The sequence below is a fragment of the Methylobacterium sp. CCH7-A2 genome (genome assembly GCF_001557075.1).
GTDB classification, from domain to species: Bacteria; Pseudomonadota; Alphaproteobacteria; order Rhizobiales; family Beijerinckiaceae; genus Allobosea; species Allobosea massiliensis.
In genome coordinates this window covers 1-15,501 of the sequence record NZ_LSKN01000305.1, presented here as the reverse complement: position 1 = coordinate 15,501, position 15,501 = coordinate 1, and the positions used below count along the sequence as shown (strand labels likewise).

Annotated in this window: 10 protein-coding genes; 5 read left to right on the top strand and 5 right to left on the bottom strand. The window is 67.7% G+C overall.

Features of this window, described 5'->3' with window-relative positions:
- Window positions 1–6 precede the first annotated feature (6 nt).
- From AX750_RS23340 to AX750_RS23330, 3 genes are all read right to left on the bottom strand, one after another.
- Window positions 7–768, bottom strand: coding sequence for an SDR family oxidoreductase (locus AX750_RS23340; RefSeq protein WP_066720627.1), 762 nt, complete (start codon window positions 766–768; stop codon window positions 7–9).
- A gap of 247 nt (window positions 769–1,015) precedes the next feature.
- Window positions 1,016–2,485, bottom strand: coding sequence for a UdgX family uracil-DNA binding protein (locus AX750_RS23335; protein ID WP_066720624.1), 1,470 nt, complete (start codon window positions 2,483–2,485; stop codon window positions 1,016–1,018).
- An 8-nt stretch (window positions 2,486–2,493) separates the two neighbouring features.
- Window positions 2,494–3,708, bottom strand: coding sequence for a putative DNA modification/repair radical SAM protein (locus AX750_RS23330; protein ID WP_066720621.1), 1,215 nt, complete (start codon window positions 3,706–3,708; stop codon window positions 2,494–2,496).
- 158 nt (window positions 3,709–3,866) lie between these two features.
- Between AX750_RS23330 and AX750_RS27010 the strand changes: the two genes are divergently transcribed.
- The 3 genes from AX750_RS27010 (at window position 3,867) to glgX (AX750_RS23315) (ending at window position 8,616) form a co-directional block, all read left to right on the top strand.
- On the top strand, window positions 3,867–4,055 hold the full coding sequence (locus tag AX750_RS27010) for a hypothetical protein (RefSeq protein WP_066720618.1): 189 nt from the start codon (window positions 3,867–3,869) through the stop codon (window positions 4,053–4,055).
- Window positions 4,056–4,141: 86 nt separating this feature from the next.
- Window positions 4,142–6,619, top strand: a complete 2,478-nt coding sequence (locus AX750_RS23320) for a glycogen/starch/alpha-glucan phosphorylase (protein ID WP_066720616.1) — start codon at window positions 4,142–4,144, stop codon at window positions 6,617–6,619.
- A gap of 5 nt (window positions 6,620–6,624) precedes the next feature.
- Window positions 6,625–8,616: a glycogen debranching protein GlgX gene (gene glgX / locus AX750_RS23315; protein ID WP_245282503.1), complete on the top strand. Its 1,992-nt coding sequence runs from the start codon at window positions 6,625–6,627 to the stop codon at window positions 8,614–8,616.
- Between the two features lie 125 nt (window positions 8,617–8,741).
- Here the strand turns inward: glgX (AX750_RS23315) and glgX (AX750_RS23310) are convergent, their stop codons facing one another.
- Complete coding sequence (glgX, locus tag AX750_RS23310) at window positions 8,742–10,829, bottom strand: glycogen debranching protein GlgX (protein ID WP_066720610.1); 2,088 nt, start codon at window positions 10,827–10,829, stop codon at window positions 8,742–8,744.
- Window positions 10,830–11,049: 220 nt separating this feature from the next.
- Here glgX (AX750_RS23310) and glgA point away from each other — a divergent pair, with 220 nt between their 5' ends.
- Window positions 11,050–12,573: a glycogen synthase GlgA gene (glgA, locus tag AX750_RS23305; RefSeq protein WP_082734932.1), complete on the top strand. Its 1,524-nt coding sequence runs from the start codon at window positions 11,050–11,052 to the stop codon at window positions 12,571–12,573.
- A 180-nt stretch (window positions 12,574–12,753) separates the two neighbouring features.
- Here the strand turns inward: glgA and AX750_RS23300 are convergent, their stop codons facing one another.
- The gene (locus tag AX750_RS23300; RefSeq protein WP_066720607.1) at window positions 12,754–13,083 is read right to left on the bottom strand and encodes a DUF2934 domain-containing protein; all 330 of its coding nucleotides are present in this window, start codon (window positions 13,081–13,083) and stop codon (window positions 12,754–12,756) included.
- Window positions 13,084–13,293: 210 nt separating this feature from the next.
- On the opposite strand from AX750_RS23300, the gene glgB reads away from it, so the two are divergent.
- Window positions 13,294–15,501 (top strand): 1,4-alpha-glucan branching protein GlgB (gene glgB, locus AX750_RS23295; RefSeq protein ID WP_067255043.1); only part of this gene is annotated, 2,208 nt, incomplete at its 3' end.

The window sequence follows — 15,501 nt, the reverse complement described above, 5'->3', positions numbered from 1 at the left end:
AGCGGCTTACAACCCGCTGACCAGATGCCCGCCATCGACCGCGACCACCGTCCCGGTCATGTGGCGCCCGGCGTCGGAGCAGAGCAGCAGCAGCGGCCCGTCGAGATCGGCGGGCTCGCCGAAGCGGCGGCTCGGAATGCGCTTGACCAGCGTCGCCCCGACTTCGCTCTCGAGCATATCGCGGTTGATGTCGGTGGCGATATAGCCGGGCGCGAGCGCGTTGACCCGGATGCCATGGCGCGCCCATTCCAGCGCCAGACCCTTGGTCATCTGGATCAGCCCGGCCTTGGAGACGGCATAGGGCAGGACACGCGCCGTCACCCGCTCGCCCAGAATCGAGGCGATGTTGACGATCGTCCCGCCCTGCTTCCCCGCGATCATGACCTGCGCCGCCGCCTGCGCCGCGAAGAAGCAGCCCTTCAGATTGACGTCGAGCTGCGCGTCCCATTGCGCCTCGGTGATGGAGATCGCGGCCTCCGTCTCCCCGATACCGGCATTGTTGACGAGGACGTCGAGCCCGCCGAGCAGCCGCGCCGCCTCCGCCACACCCGCCTGGATCGAGGGCACCGAGGCGACATCCAGCGCCAGCGGCATGACCTGCCCCGGCAACCCGGCGCAGTCCGCCGCCAGCTCTTCCAGCCGCTCGACGCGCCGCGCCGCCGCGACGACACGCGCGCCCTGCCCCGCCAGCAGCCGCACGAAATGCGCGCCCAGCCCCGACGACGCGCCGGTCACCAAGACACGCTTGCCCTTCAGTTCCTCGCCCATGCGTTCCTCGTCTCGTTTCCGCGGAGGGGACACCGGCAGGGGCTGCGGGTCAATCGCGGCGATGGCTGACGCTGCGACCCTTCAGAACCCCGACGCCGTCATCCCGGGCGGAGCGAGGCGAAGACCCGGGATCCATGCCTGAAGCGTTCCGGTATGGATCCCGGGTCTCCCGGAGCCTGTCCTTGGGCCGGCCAAAGGCCGAACACGAGGGGTCGCCCGGGATGACCCGCGGTTGTAAACGGACGGCCTAGGCCGCCTTCATCTCCGGCACCAGGCGCCCGACGCGCTCCAGATCGGCGCGGAAGCGGGCCGTCTCGCGTTCGCGGGCCTCCTCGTCGGGAAGGCGCAGCAGATAGGAGGGGTGGACGGTCGCCAGCAGGGCCGTGCCGTCGTCCAGCACAAGGTCGCGCTCGCGCATCGAGGCGAGCGAGCCGCGATGACCGGTCAGGGCGTGCAGCGCGGTCGCGCCCAGCGCCACGACGAGCTGCGGCTTCACGAACTCCCGCTCCAGCCCGAGCCAGAAGCGGCAGGCCGAGATTTCGCCGGCATTAGGCCGCTCATGGATGCGCCGCTTGCCGCGCAGGGTGAATTTGAAGTGCTTCACCGCATTGGTGACATAGGCCCGGCCGCGGTCGAGCCCGGCCTCGCCCAATACGCGGTCGAAGACCTGACCCGCGGGCCCGACGAAGGGCTTGCCCGCCAGATCCTCCTGATCGCCCGGCTGCTCGCCGACGAACATCACCGGCGCCGTTAGAGGGCCCTCCCCGAACACCGTCTGCGTCGCGTTGTGGCAGAGATCGCAGCGCGAGCAGGTCTTGGCCGACGCCCGCGCTTCATCCCAGGTGGAGAGACCGTCCGTAGCGGGCACGAGCATTTCGCGCTGGCGCTGGCTCTGCCGCAGATGCCGCTGCGGTGGCAGGGTCGGGGCTTTCATCACCATCTTCTCCGCGCGCCGGCCAGCCTGGGCGATCAGCGGAGCAATGAGTTCGGCCTCGGGCAGGTTCCGCCAGTACTTCTCTGGCATCTCTGCCTTCATCGCTTTGATCTTCAGCCGCGCCGGATTGAAGATGTTGGCGTAATAGGTCCGCCAATAGACCTCCATCGCATCGTCGTTCGGCGCGTCGGCCTTCGAGGCACCCTCCCCGAGATGCAGCGTCGTCCCGTCCCAGTGGAGCGAGCGCAGCGGCGTCAGGATCGACCAGCGCATCGCCGCGAAGCGTTCGACGAAGAAGCGCGACACCCGCTCGACGATGTGATGCTCAGGCTCGAACCAGGCTACGAAAGCCTCCCCGCCATCGAGGCCGACAACCTCGCGGAAGCGCACGAAGGCGGTCATCTTGTGCAGGTCGCGCCGCACCGCCTTGGCCATCGCCCGGGCGCTATGGACCTCGTCGTCGGTCACCACATGAAGCAGCGTCGGCTCGCGCTGGAGCCGCAGCAGCAGCCGATAGAGCAGATCGAAGCGGCCGCTGTCGCGATGGCAGACCACTGCCTGCGCCAGTTCGACGAATTCCCGCGGCACCCGCAGATCCGCCCCATTCGCCGGCACCGGCGGCGGCTCGGCCAGCCCGGCGAAGAGCCCGGACGCCTCCTCCCCGATCTGCCAGTCGATCCGCGCCGGCGCCACCTCCGCCAGCGCCAGCGCGCGCGCCTGCCGCCGCCAGCCCTCGAAATCGGCCGGATGGTCGAGACGCGCGACGATGCCGGACTGAGCCATGACGGGGCTCACAGCAAGGCGAGCTGCTGCGGCTTCGGCGCCAGATGCTGCTTCAGCCGCTCGCTGTCGAGAGATGCGCCGGGACGCCAGCCTTCCGCGACAATGAAATGGCGCAGCGTCGTGATCGAGCGCGCGATCTTGCCGACATCCTCCAGACGCAGGCGCCGGAAACGCCGCGTTTCCAAAATCTTGCCGACGCTTTTCGTGCCGAGCCCCGGCACGCGCAGCAGCGTCTCGCGATCGGCGCGGTTGACGTCGACCGGAAAGCGCGCGCGATGCCGCAGAGCCCAGGCGAGTTTGGGATCGACCGTGAGATCGAGCATGCCCCCGGCGCCGTCATCGAGGATCTCGCCGACCTCGAAGCCGTAGAACCGCGTCAGCCAGTCGGCCTGGTAGAGCCGGTGTTCGCGCAGCAGCGGCGGCTCCGAGAGCGGCAGTTGGCGGCTGGCGTCGGGGATCGGGCTGAAGGCGGAGTAATAGACGCGCCTGAGCCCGAAGGAGCCGTAGAGCTGCGCGCTGCGCTGCAGGATCGTCGCGTCGCTCGTCCCGTCGGCGCCGACGATCATCTGCGTGCTCTGCCCGGCCGGCGAGAACACCGGCGCGCGCCGCGACTTCGCCCGCTCCGCCTTGCTCTCCTCGATCTTCAGCCGCAGCCCACCCATGGCGGCGCTGATTTCGCGCGGCCGCTTCTCGGGGGCGAAGCGCTCCAGGGAGACCTCGGTCGGCAATTCGACATTGATCGAGACGCGGTCGGCATAGAGGCCGGCCTGCGCCACCAGATCGGCATTGGCGCTCGGGATGAGCTTGAGGTGGATGTAGCCGCGGAAGCAATGGACCTCGCGCAGCGTCTGCGCCACCCGCACCAGCTCCGCCATCGTGTAGTCGGGCGAGCGGATGATGCCCGAGGAGAGGAACAGCCCCTCGATGTAGTTGCGCTTGTAGAAGCTGACCGTGAGGTCGACGACCTCCTCCACCGTGAAGCGCGCGCGCCGGACATTGCTCGACGAGCGGTTGATGCAGAATGCGCAGTCATAGCTGCAGTAATTCGTCAGCAGGATCTTGAGCAGCGAAATGCAGCGGCCATCCGGCGCATAGGAATGGCAGATGCCCGACCCCGTCGTCGAGCCGAGCCCGCCCTTCAGCGAATTGCGCTTGGTCGTGCTGCTGGAGGCGCAGGAGGCGTCGTATTTCGCCGCATCGCTCAGGATCTCGAGCTTTTCCATCACCGTCAGCTGAGCCACGCCGCGACACTCCGTTCATTATTTGTTCTAGGTAGCGTGGATGTCGCCCGCCCGCCAGAGACCTTTCGTCGCGGCTGCCATCGCCGGAACAGGCGGCGTGTCGGCGCGTTGGGGCGGCACGTCATTCCAAGGAGAACCCGATGTTCCGGATCCTGCTTCTCGTCGCCGTCATCCTGATCGGCTACGACGCCATCGCCCATCAGGGCAGCTACACCCGCAGCGCCTGGGCCAGCGTCGTCGGCCTGACCGACTCCGCCGTGACCAGCGCCAAGCAGCTCGGGCAGGAAACCCGCAGCGAAATCCGCGAGGAAACCGGAACGCGTCCATAAAGGCGCGGCTTAGCGGCGATTTCGGCTGGACTTGCCGGGGCCCAGCTTCGAAACTGATCACAGATCAACAACCGGGACGACAGCGCTTGACCGAGACAGCCTCCGACGCCTCCCGCCCCGCCGACACCGCCGGGCGGGTCGAGGCCCTCAAAGCCGAGATCCTGAGGAAACTCACTTATTCGCTGGGCAAGAACGCCTCCGTCGCCCAGCCGCATGACTGGCTGACGGCCGGCATCCTCGCGGCGCGGGACCATGTCGTCGATGTCTGGCACCGCTCGACCCGCGAGAGCTACGAGACCGGCCGCAAGCGCGTCTATTATCTCTCGCTCGAATTCCTGATCGGCCGTTCGCTGGCGGACGCGCTCAACAATCTCGGGCTGACCGGGGCAATGGCGCAGGCGATGCGCGAACTCGGCGTCGACCTCGCCGCGATCGAAACGATCGAGCCCGATGCCGCGCTCGGCAATGGTGGCCTCGGCCGTCTCGCCGCCTGCTATCTCGAGGCGATGGCCTCGACCGGCGTGCCGGCGCTCGGCTACGGCATCCGCTACGATCACGGCCTGTTCAAGCAGCGCATCGATGGCGGCAAGCAGATCGAGGTGCCCGAGGACTGGCTCTCCTTCCGCAATCCCTGGGAATTCGAGCGCCGCGAGGCCTCCTACAAGATCGGTTTCGGCGGCTCGCTGACCGCGACGCAGAAGCCCGGCGAAGTCTTCTGGGAGCCGGAAGAGACCGTGTTCGCCGTCGCCTATGACACGCCGGTCGTCGGCTGGCGCGGCCGCGACGCCACGACGCTGCGTCTCTGGCGCGCGCGCGCCATGCACCCGCTCTCGCTCGACGCCTTCAACCAGGGCGACATCGTCGGTGCCGTCGCCGAGCGCAACCGCGCCGAGGCGATCTCCAAGGTGCTCTACCCCAACGATTCCACCCCGGCGGGGCAGGAATTGCGGCTGCGGCAGGAGTTTTTCTTCACCTCCGCCTCGCTGCAGGATCTGGTGCGCCGGCATTACCGGCAGTTCGGCCGCCTCGACAATCTCGCCGACAAGGTCGCGATTCAGCTCAACGACACCCATCCCTCGCTGGCCGTCGCCGAGCTGATGCGCCTGCTCGTCGACGAGCATGGCCTGCCCTGGGAGGAGGCCTGGACGATCACCAGCGCCACCATCTCCTACACCAACCATACGCTTCTGCCCGAGGCACTGGAAACCTGGCCGGTGGCGCTGATGGAGCGGTTGCTGCCGCGCCATATGCAGATCATCTTCGGCATCAACGCCCGCTTCCTGGAAGAGGTCCGGCGCTCCAGCGGCGGTGAAAATGTCGATCTCTCGACGATCTCGCTCATCGACGAGCATCACGGCCGGCGGGTGCGCATGGCCCACCTCGCCTTCGTCGGCTCGCACACGGTCAATGGTGTCTCGGCGCTTCATTCGAAGCTGATGGAGCAGACGGTCTTCGCGCCGCTGCACGCGATCTTCCCGGGCCGCATCACCAACGTCACCAACGGCATCACGCCGCGGCGCTGGCTCTTCGGCGCCAATCCCGGCCTGACGAAACTGCTGCAGGAGGTCTGCGGCGACGATCTGACCGACCGGATCGGCAATATCCGCCGCCTCGCCGCCCATACCGGCGACGCCGCGCTGCACCAGCGCCTCGCCGCCATCCGGCGCGAAAACAAGCTGAAGCTGGCGAAAATCATCAGGCAGGACACCGGCGTCACCGTCGATCCCGACGCGCTCTTCGACGTCCAGATCAAGCGCATCCACGAATACAAGCGCCAGTTGCTGAACATCCTCGAGACGATCGCGCTCTATGACGCGATCCGCTCCGAGCCCTATCGCGACTGGGCGCCACGGGTGAAGATCTTCGCCGGCAAGGCGGCTTCCAACTACGGCACCGCCAAGGCGATCATCAACCTGATCAACGATGTCGCCGTCGTCGTGAACAACGACATCACCACCCGCGACCGGCTCAAGGTCGTCTTCCTGCCGAACTACAATGTCAGCGCGGCCGAGGTCATCATCCCCGCCGCCGACGTCTCCGAGCAGATCTCGACCGCCGGGATGGAGGCGTCTGGCACCGGCAATATGAAGTTCGCCCTCAACGGCGCGATCACCATCGGGACGCTGGATGGGGCCAACATCGAGATCGGCGAGCGCGTCGGCGCCGACAACATCGTCATCTTCGGCATGACGGCCGAGGAGGTCGAGGCCGCCAAGCACAATCCCCGCCCGACGAGCGAGGTCATCGCCGCCACGCCGCATCTCGAAGGCGTGCTCGATGCGGTGGCGTCGGGCGCCTATTCGCCGCGCGAACGCGACCGCTATCTCGGCCTCGTCGAGGGGCTGCGCGCCAATGACTGGTTCATGGTGCTCAACGATTTCGAGAGCTACCGCCAGGCCCAGCGCCGCATCGATTCGCTCTGGGCCGACCAGGGGAAATGGTGGCGCATGTCCGTGACCAACACCGCCCATTGCGGCTGGTTCAGCGCCGACCGCGCCATCGGCGAATATGCCGAGCGGATCTGGCACGTGCCGACCTCGCCGGACACCACGGCCGGAGGCTGAGGCGGGTGCCGAGGCCTGCGCTGGTCGCCTGCCCGCTGCCCGCCCGCATGGGCGCCATTGCGGGCGAGGACGGCGTGACCTTCGCTGTCTTCTCCCGCCATGGCGAGCGGATCGACCTTTGCCTCTTCGACGAGACGGGCGAGGCCGAAATAGCCCGCCTGCCCCTGCCCTGCCGCAGCGGCGACATCCATCACGGCCTGCTGCCGGGCGCCGCCCCCGGCCTGCGCTATGCGCTGCGGGCGGATGGCCCCTGGCAGCCCGAGCGCGGCCACCGCTTCGACGCGACGAAGCTGCTGGTCGACCCCTACGCGACGCGGATCGACCGTCCCTTCCGCTGGGACCCGCGTCTGGCCGAGCATGGGACCGACACCGCCGATCTCGTGCCGCGCGGCATCGTCGGCGGCGCACAGCCTGAAGCCGCGAGAGCGCCGGAGCGCGCCCCGGCCTTCATCTACGAACTCGCGGTGAAGTCCTTCACGATGCGCCACACGGCAGTGCCGGAGCGCATTCGCGGCACGCTGGCCGCGCTCTGCGAGCCCGCCGTGATCGACCACATCCGCGGCCTCGGCGTCAGCCATGTCGAGCTGATGCCGGTCGCGGCCTGGATGGATGAGCGCCATCTGCCGTCGCTCGGCCTCGCCAATGCCTGGGGCTACAACCCCGTCAACTTCTTCGCGCTCGACCCGCGACTCGCTCCGGACGGCGCGGCCGACCTCGCAAGTCTCTGCGCGACCTATGCCCAGGCCGGTATCGGCATCATCCTCGACATCGTCCTGAACCACACTGCCGAGAGCGACGAGTTCGGCGCGACGATCAGCCTGCGGGGGCTCGACAACGCCGTCTATTACCGCCACGCCATGGAGGATCCCGGCCGGCTGATCAACGACACCGGCTGCGGCCACACGCTGGCGCTCGACCGCGCGCCGGTCGTCCGCATGGCGATGGACGCGCTGCGGCATTCGCGCCGCCTCGGCGTCGCCGGCTTCCGTTTCGATCTCGGCACGGTGATGGGCCGCTCGGAGACGGGCTACTCGCAGGATGCCCCGCTCTTCGCCGCGATCGGGCAGGACCCCGACCTCTCGCAAGCCATCCTGATCGCCGAGCCCTGGGACATCGGCCCCGGCGGCTACCGCCTCGGCGAATTCCCCGCGCCCTTTGCCGAATGGAACGGCCGCTACCGCGACGATGTCCGCCGCTTCTGGCGGGGCGATGCAGGGCTGGCTGGCGCAGTGGCGACGCGGCTTGCCGGCTCCGCCGATCTTTTCGCCGCCCGCCATCGCGGACCGCAGGCGAGCGTCAACTTCATCGCCGCCCATGACGGCTTCACCCTGGCCGACCTCGTCTCCCATGCGAGCAAGCACAACGAGGCCAATGGCGAGGGCAACCGCGACGGCGAGAACGAGAACCACAGCTGGAACAACGGGGCGGAAGGGCCCACCGGCGATCCCGCCATTCTGGCCGCCCGCGATCGCGACAGGCGCGCCTTGCTGGCGACGCTGTTCCTGTCGCGCGGCGTGCCGATGCTGACGGCCGGCGACGAGTTCGGCCGGACGCAGCACGGCAACAACAATGCCTATTGCCAGGACAACGCAGCCTTCTGGCTCGATTGGGAGGGAGCGAACCGCGACCTGGCGGCTTTCGTGGCCGAGCTCGCAATGGTGCGGGCCGAGCACCCGCTTTTGTCGGCCTCGACCTTTCTCACCGGGGCGGGGAATCCGCTGGACGCACGCTGGCTGAAACCCGACGGGACGCCGATCGCCGATGCGGAGTGGGACCGACTGGACGCGTTTGGCCTGCTGCTGAACGGCAACGGGAAAACCTTGCTCATCGCCGTCAATCGCAGCCGGAACGATGTTGCGCTCTCCCTGCCCGACGGGCCGTCTCAGCGATGGCAGCGCCTCCTCTGCTCGGCAATGGAGGGGAGCGACGATGTCTTACCGGCCCGCAGCGTCAGCCTGTTCGGCAGGTGTGCAGGCCGAGAGCCGTCCCCGCCGTAAGGCCGGTCAATGCATGCAGGACACGGCGAAGCAGAGATCAGCGCGCCATTCCGCAGCCCTGATCGTCAAGCTTCGTAAGGGGCGCCGGGCCACCGGCTTCGGCCCACGCCGAAGCCGGTGTAACGTCACATCAGCACGATCAGCGAGCGGGGCGACAGGGTCAGCTCGGCATCGGCCTTGAGCCCCTTGCGACCTTCGTCCGAGCTCGGACCCGTGTCAGTGTCGAGAACCACCGACCACGACCCCTTTTTTACCCGCGGCGGAATCTTGAAGGGAACATCGCCGTCGAAGGCGTTGAAAAGAATCAAGGCTTCGTCCCCGCCCTGCTCGACGTCTGGCATGTGCATCAGCAGGCCGATGGCGAGCAAGCCCTCGTCGTCCCAATGCTCTTCCTGCTGGTCGCCGCCGGCGGGATTGACCCAGCGCAGCAGGCAGCCGTCACGGAAGGAGGCGCGCCGGAAGATCGGGTGGTCGGCCCGCAGCTGCGTCACACGCTGGACGAAGCGGGTCAGAGCATGGTCGCGCTCGGTCAGCTCCTCCCAGCGCATCCAGGCAATCTCGTTGTCCTGGCAATAGACGTTGTTGTTGCCGCGGTTCGAGTGGCCGTGCTCGTCGCCCGCCAGCAGCATCGGCGTGCCGTGCGAGAGCAGAAGCGTCGCGAGCAGGTTGCGCTTCTGACGCTCGCGCGCCGCGATGATGCCCTCATCCTCGGTTGGGCCCTCGACGCCGAAATTGAAGGACAGGTTGTGGCCGTGGCCGTCATTGTTGTCCTCGCCATTCGCCTCGTTGTGCTTCTCGTTGTAGGAGACGAGATCGTTGAGCGTGAAGCCGTCATGGGCGGTCAGGAAGTTGACGCCCGCCCAGGGCCGGCGCCCGCGCAGATCGTAGATGTCGCCCGAGCCGGTGATGCGCGCGGCGAGATCGCGGATGATGCCGGGTTCGCCCTTCCAATAGGCGCGGGTGGTGTCGCGATACTTGTCGTTCCACTCGCCCCAGCCGGGCGGGAAGCCGCCGACCTGATAGCCGCCCGGACCGATGTCCCAGGGCTCGCCGACGAGCTTCACCTTGCGCAGGACCGGGTCCTGGCCGATCGCGTCGAAGAATCCGCCGCGCTGGTCGAAGCCATGCGGCTCGCGCCCGAGAATGGTGCCGAGATCGAAGCGGAATCCGTCGACCTCCATGACCTCGACCCAGTAGCGCAGCGAATCCAGGATCATCTGCAGCACGCGCGGATGGCTCGTGTTGACCGTGTTCCCGGTGCCGGTGTCGTTGATGTAGAAGCGCGGCTCGTCCGGCATCGTCCGGTAATAGGCGAAGTTGTCGATGCCCTTGAAGGAGAGCGTCGGCCCCATCTCATTGCCTTCGGCCGTGTGGTTGTAGACCACGTCGAGGATGACCTCGAGCCCGGCATCGTGGAACTTGCGGACCATGTCGCGGAAGGAGGCGAGATGCGCCTTGCCTTCGTAGCGCTGCATCGGCGCGAAGAAGCCGATCGTGTTGTAGCCCCAGTAGTTCGTCAGATTCTTGGCGGCGAGGTGATGGTCGTCGAGATAGGCATGCACCGGCAGGAGCTCGACCGAGGTGACGCCGAGGCTCTTGATGTAATCCACGACCGCCTTCTCGCCGAGCCCGTCGAAGGTGCCGCGAAGATCCTCCGGCACCGCCGGATGCAGCTTGGTGAAGCCGCGCACATGGGTCTCGTAGAAGATCGTCCGGTCCCAGGGGATGACGGGACGCGCCGGCGGATTGGGATCGGCGCGCCAGTCGCAGACCACGCATTTGGGCATGAAGGGCGCGCTGTCGAGCTCGCTGAAGGTCAGATCCTTCTCGCGCTCGGCATCGACGACATAGCCGTAATGGGCGTCGTTCCAGTCGACTGAACCGGCATATTCTTTCGCGTAAGGGTCGAGCAGGAGCTTGTTCGGGTTGAAGCGATGCCCCTCTTCCGGCGCGAAGCGGCCGTGGACGCGATAGCCGTAGCGCTGCCCGGGCTTCACCCCGGGCAGATAGCCGTGCCAGATCTCGTTGGTGTATTCCGGCAGCGTGATCCGCGCCGTCTCGGTCTCGCCGCTCTCGTCGAAGAAGCACAGTTCCACGCGTTCGGCATGGGCCGAGAAGATCGCGAAATTGGTGCCCTCGCCGTCATGGACGGCTCCCAGATCGGTGCTGTCGCCCGCTTGGACGTCGAATTGCGTGGCCTTGCCGTCGGACATGGGATCCCCTGAACGGATCAGGCCGGACGGGCGCCGGCGGCATCATGCCGCGTTCTCCCCGTCACATCTTCGTCGCGAGCCTGCCGCAGACCGGTCAACGTGACCGGGCGTCGGGCGGTTCCGGCAGCCGGCCCCGAATTTGCATGAAATTTTTGCAGTGCACCGAGGAACATTGCACCGCCGAACGGGTTGGGGATCACAGCTGCCTGGGGGATGCGGAATGGCCGAGACGCTGAAGGAACCCGGGACCGACGGCGGGCCCTCGACCTCGGGTCATGCGCTGACCTACGCCCCAGTCGTCAAAGACGGGCTGTCGGAAGCTACGGCCCGTCTTCCCGGCTCGACCAAGCTGCTTTTCGTCACCTCCGAAATGGGCGACTTCATCAAGGCCGGCGGCCTCGGCGAAGTCTCGATGGCTCTGCCGCGACAATTGCGCAGCCTTTGCGACGTCCGCGTGCTGCTTCCCGGCTTCCGCCAGGTCCGCTCAGCCAGCCCGGCCATGGACATCGTCCGCGCGATGCCGCGCACGGCGGGCCTGCCGCCCTGGTCGCTCGGACGCTTCAGGACCGCTGACGGCCTGACCATCTATGCGGTGCTCTGCGACGAACTCTACGACCGCGAGGGCTCGCCCTACGGCCCCCATTCCGGCGGCGACTTTCCCGACAACGACATCCGCTTCGCGCGCCTGTCGCTGGCGGCAGCCGAGATCGCGGCCGGCGAGGCCGACCCGAACTGGAAGCCTGACGTCGTTCACGTCAACGACTGGCCTTCCGCTCTGGCGCCCGGCTACATGCGCTGGAAGGGCCTCGCCACCCCCTCGATCCTGACGATCCACAACCTCGCCTATCAGGGGCTGTACCAGCCGAGCCGAATGGCGGCGCTGGGCATCCCCGACCTCGCCTTCTCGGTGAATGGCGCCGAGTTCCACGGCAAGATCTCCTTCCTCAAGGGCGGGATCTACTACAGCTCCCATGTCACCACCGTCAGCGAGACCTATGCCCGGGAGATCACCAGCGCCGAGCATGGCTGCGGCCTGGATGGCCTGCTGCGGCTGCGCATGGACGAAGGGCGGCTGACCGGTATCGTCAACGGCATCGATGACAGCTGGACCTCGCCGCTCGCCGACGCCACCCGCGGCATCCGCCAGTGGAAGCGCCGCAGCGCCGCCGACATCCGCAAGACCTTCGAGCTGCCGCCCTCGCGTGGGCCGTTGTTCTCGATCATCTCGCGCCTCGTCCACCAGAAGGGGATCGATCTTTCGATCGAGGCGGCCGAGACCATCATTGGCAATGGCGGCCAGCTCGTCGTCACCGGCCGCGGCGAGCCGCGGCTGGAGGACGCGATCGAGCGCCTCGCCCGCCGCCACCCGCAGGCCGTCGCGGCACGGATCGGCTTCGACGATGCGGAGGCGCGACGCATCTTTGCCGCCAGCGACTTCCTGCTGATGCCCTCGCGCTTCGAGCCCTGCGGGCTCAGCCAGATGTATGCCCAGCGCTCCGGCGCCCTGCCCATCGCCTATCGCACCGGCGGGCTGGTGGACACGATCGAGGACGGGCGCTCCGGCTTCCTGTTCTCCTCGCTGACCGGCGCGGGGCTGGCTTCGGCCGTCACGCGGGCCTTCGACGCCTTCCGTTCGAAGGCCGCCTTCCTGCAAATGCGCCAGCACGCCATGGCCAAGCGCTTCGACTGGGGCGGCCCCACCAGCCGCTATGCTGACGTCTATGCAAGGGCTCTGGCCAGCTGAGAGCGGCCGGCGCAATCGTTTCACGATCGTCGGAGCACAGCCGACCGTTGCGGCGACCGGCCGGATCACCCGTTGTTGGACTGCATCGGCGGCCCATCGCCGCTCTGGGCCGACCGCGCCCAACGACGAAAGCCGGCCCGTCGTGAGACGGCCGGCTTTGGAGCGTTGTGCTCCCGAATCTTAGGTCTTCGACGTCGAGGGCTTGGCCTTGGTCGAAGCCGCCTTGGCCGGGCTCTTGGGAGAGGCTTTGGCGGGCTCAGCCTCGGCCGCCCTGTCGGCGCTAGCCTTGCCCTTGGCAGGAGCGGCCGCTTTCGCTGCCGTTTTGGCCGATCCCGACCCCGCGGCCGAACTTTTGCCCGGTGCCTTGGCCTTGGCGCCTGCATCCTTGCCGCAGCTGGCGACGACCCGCTCCTCGGCCATCCGCCAGTGCTGGGCGTCGCGGCCCTGCGGTTTGCCTTCCGCCTCCCAGATGGCGTAGGCCACGTCGCGGATGGTCTGCTCCCGGCTCATTCGGCATCCTCCCTCTGAAATGCCAGCATTGCAGTGCGACAACCGTGCCGGCTGCCGATGGTTCCCTGCCCTTGGAGCGCGACGGGAATCGCCGGAGAATGCAGGCCGTAGCGCGGAACGCGGGCGGGCTTCGCTGCGTTGCATCATCGACGATTCCCCGCCGCGGGTGGAGTCGCATTCGCGATGGAGCCCGACCGGATGACGCGCCCGATGCCGCCCAGACTGCCCAGCCTTCCGGCGCGCGACATCGAACAGCTGAAACAAGGCCGCCATCCCGATCCCTTCGCCATTCTCGGCCGGCACCGTCACGACGAGATCGATCTGGTCCGCACCTTCCTGCCTGGCGCGAATTATGTCGAGCTGATCGTGGATGAGGGCGGTCAGCGCCGGGCGCTGCCGATGGTCGGACAGGGCGACGGCCTGTTCGAGGCGGCGCTGCCGCAGGGCGCGCCCTATCGCATTCGCGCCGCCTGGCCGGGCGGCATCACCGAGACGGCCGACCCTTACAGCTTCGGATTGCTGCTCTCCGACGACGATCTTTATCTCGCCGCCGAGGGGCGCCATTTCGACCTCGCGACGCGCCTCGGCGCCAATCTACGCGAGATCGACGGCGTCGCCGGCGTACTCTTCGCCGTCTGGGCGCCCAATGCCGCCCATGTCGCGGTCGTCGGTGATTTCAACGGCTGGAACGCAACCCGCCACCCCATGCGCCGCCGCCTCGGCGCCGGGATCTGGGAACTCTTCATCCCGGGCGTCGAAGCCGGCGCCGTCTACAAATATGCGCTGATCTCCGGCTCGGGCGAGGCGCTGCCCTGGAAGGCCGATCCGCTCGCCCGGCGCACCGAACTGCCTCCGCGCACCGGCTCCGTCGTCGCCGAAGCACCGGCCTTCGCCTGGACGGATTCCGACTGGCTAAAGGCGCGCGAAACCGTCGACCCCATGACGGCGCCGATGACGACCTACGAGGTCCATGTCGGCTCCTGGCTTCGCACCGAATGGGGCCAGATGGGCTCCTGGGACGAGGCGAGCGAGCGCCTGATCCCCTATCTCCAGCATATGGGCTTCAGCCATGTCGAACTGATGCCGATCACCGAGCATCCCTTCGGCGGGTCGTGGGGCTACCAGCCGCTTGCCCTCTTCGCGCCAACGGCGCGTCTGGGGGCCCCCGAATCCTTCGCCCGCTTCGTCGACCGCTGCCACGCCGCCGGCATCGGCGTGATCCTCGACTGGGTGCCGGCGCATTTCCCTTCCGACGAGCACGGCCTCGCCCGCTTCGACGGCACGGCGCTCTACGAGCACGAGGATCCGCGTCAGGGCTTCCACATCGACTGGAACACGCTGATCTACAATGTCGGGCGCAGCGAGGTCCGCGGCTTCCTGATCGCGTCCGCCCTGTTCTGGATCGAGACCTTCCATCTCGACGGTCTGCGCGTCGATGCGGTCGCCTCGATGCTTTACCGCGACTACAGCCGCAAGCCGGGCGAATGGGTGCCAAACCATCTCGGCGGCCGCGAGAATCTGGAAGCCGTCGGCTTCTTCCAGGAGCTCAACACGCTGGTCGGCGCGCGTGGTCGTGGCGCCGTCACCATCGCCGAGGAATCGACCGCCTGGCCGGGCGTGACGCGGCCGGTTCATCACGGCGGGCTGGGCTTCCACTTCAAATGGAACATGGGCTGGATGCACGACACGCTGCGCTACATCGCGCACGACCCCGTCCATCGCGGCTATCACGGCGACGACGTCACCTTCGGCCTCGTCTATGCGTTCTCCGAGAACTTCGTGCTGCCGATCTCCCATGACGAGGTCGTGCACGGCAAGGGCTCGCTGATCTCGCGCATGCCCGGCGACGACTGGCAGCGCTTCGCGAATCTGCGGCTCTATTTCGCGATGATGTGGACCCATCCGGGGAAGAAACTGCTGTTCATGGGCTGCGAGTTCGGCGCCGACGACGAATGGTCCGTCGACGCGCCCTTCCCCTGGCCTCACCCCTATGACGAGCGCCGGCAGGGCGCCTCGCGCCTGGTGCGGGATCTCAACGCCCTCTACCGCGCCACGCCGGCCCTGCACCGGCTCGACCACAGGCCCGAGGGTTTCGCCTGGATCGTCGCCAACGACAGCACCAATGCCGTCTTCGCCTTCAGCCGCGCCAGCCGTCCGGGAGCCGCCGAGGTTCTGGTCGTCGCCAACATGACGCCGGTGCCCCGGCACGACTATCGCATCGGCGTCGCGCATGCCGGTCTTTGGCGGGAGCGGCTCAACAGCGATGCGGAGGTCTATGGCGGCTCCAGCCTCGGCAATGGCGGTGCGGTCGCGACGCAGGCCGTTGCAGCCCATGGCAGCGCCCAGAGCCTGTCGCTGACGCTGCCGCCACTCGGCCTGCTCGTTCTGGAACACGACGCGTCGGCGGCTCCGCCCGCC

Coding starts and splice junctions, on each gene's coding strand:
- AX750_RS23340 (WP_066720627.1), bottom strand. CDS start 768: ATGGGCGAGGAACTGAAGGGCAAGCGTGTCTTGGTGACCGGCGCGTCG.
- AX750_RS23335 (WP_066720624.1), bottom strand. CDS start 2,485: ATGGCTCAGTCCGGCATCGTCGCGCGTCTCGACCATCCGGCCGATTTC.
- AX750_RS23330 (WP_066720621.1), bottom strand. CDS start 3,708: ATGGAAAAGCTCGAGATCCTGAGCGATGCGGCGAAATACGACGCCTCC.
- AX750_RS27010 (WP_066720618.1), top strand. CDS start 3,867: ATGTTCCGGATCCTGCTTCTCGTCGCCGTCATCCTGATCGGCTACGAC.
- glgX (WP_066720610.1), bottom strand. CDS start 10,829: ATGTCCGACGGCAAGGCCACGCAATTCGACGTCCAAGCGGGCGACAGC.
- glgA (WP_082734932.1), top strand. CDS start 11,050: ATGGCCGAGACGCTGAAGGAACCCGGGACCGACGGCGGGCCCTCGACC.
- AX750_RS23300 (WP_066720607.1), bottom strand. CDS start 13,083: ATGAGCCGGGAGCAGACCATCCGCGACGTGGCCTACGCCATCTGGGAG.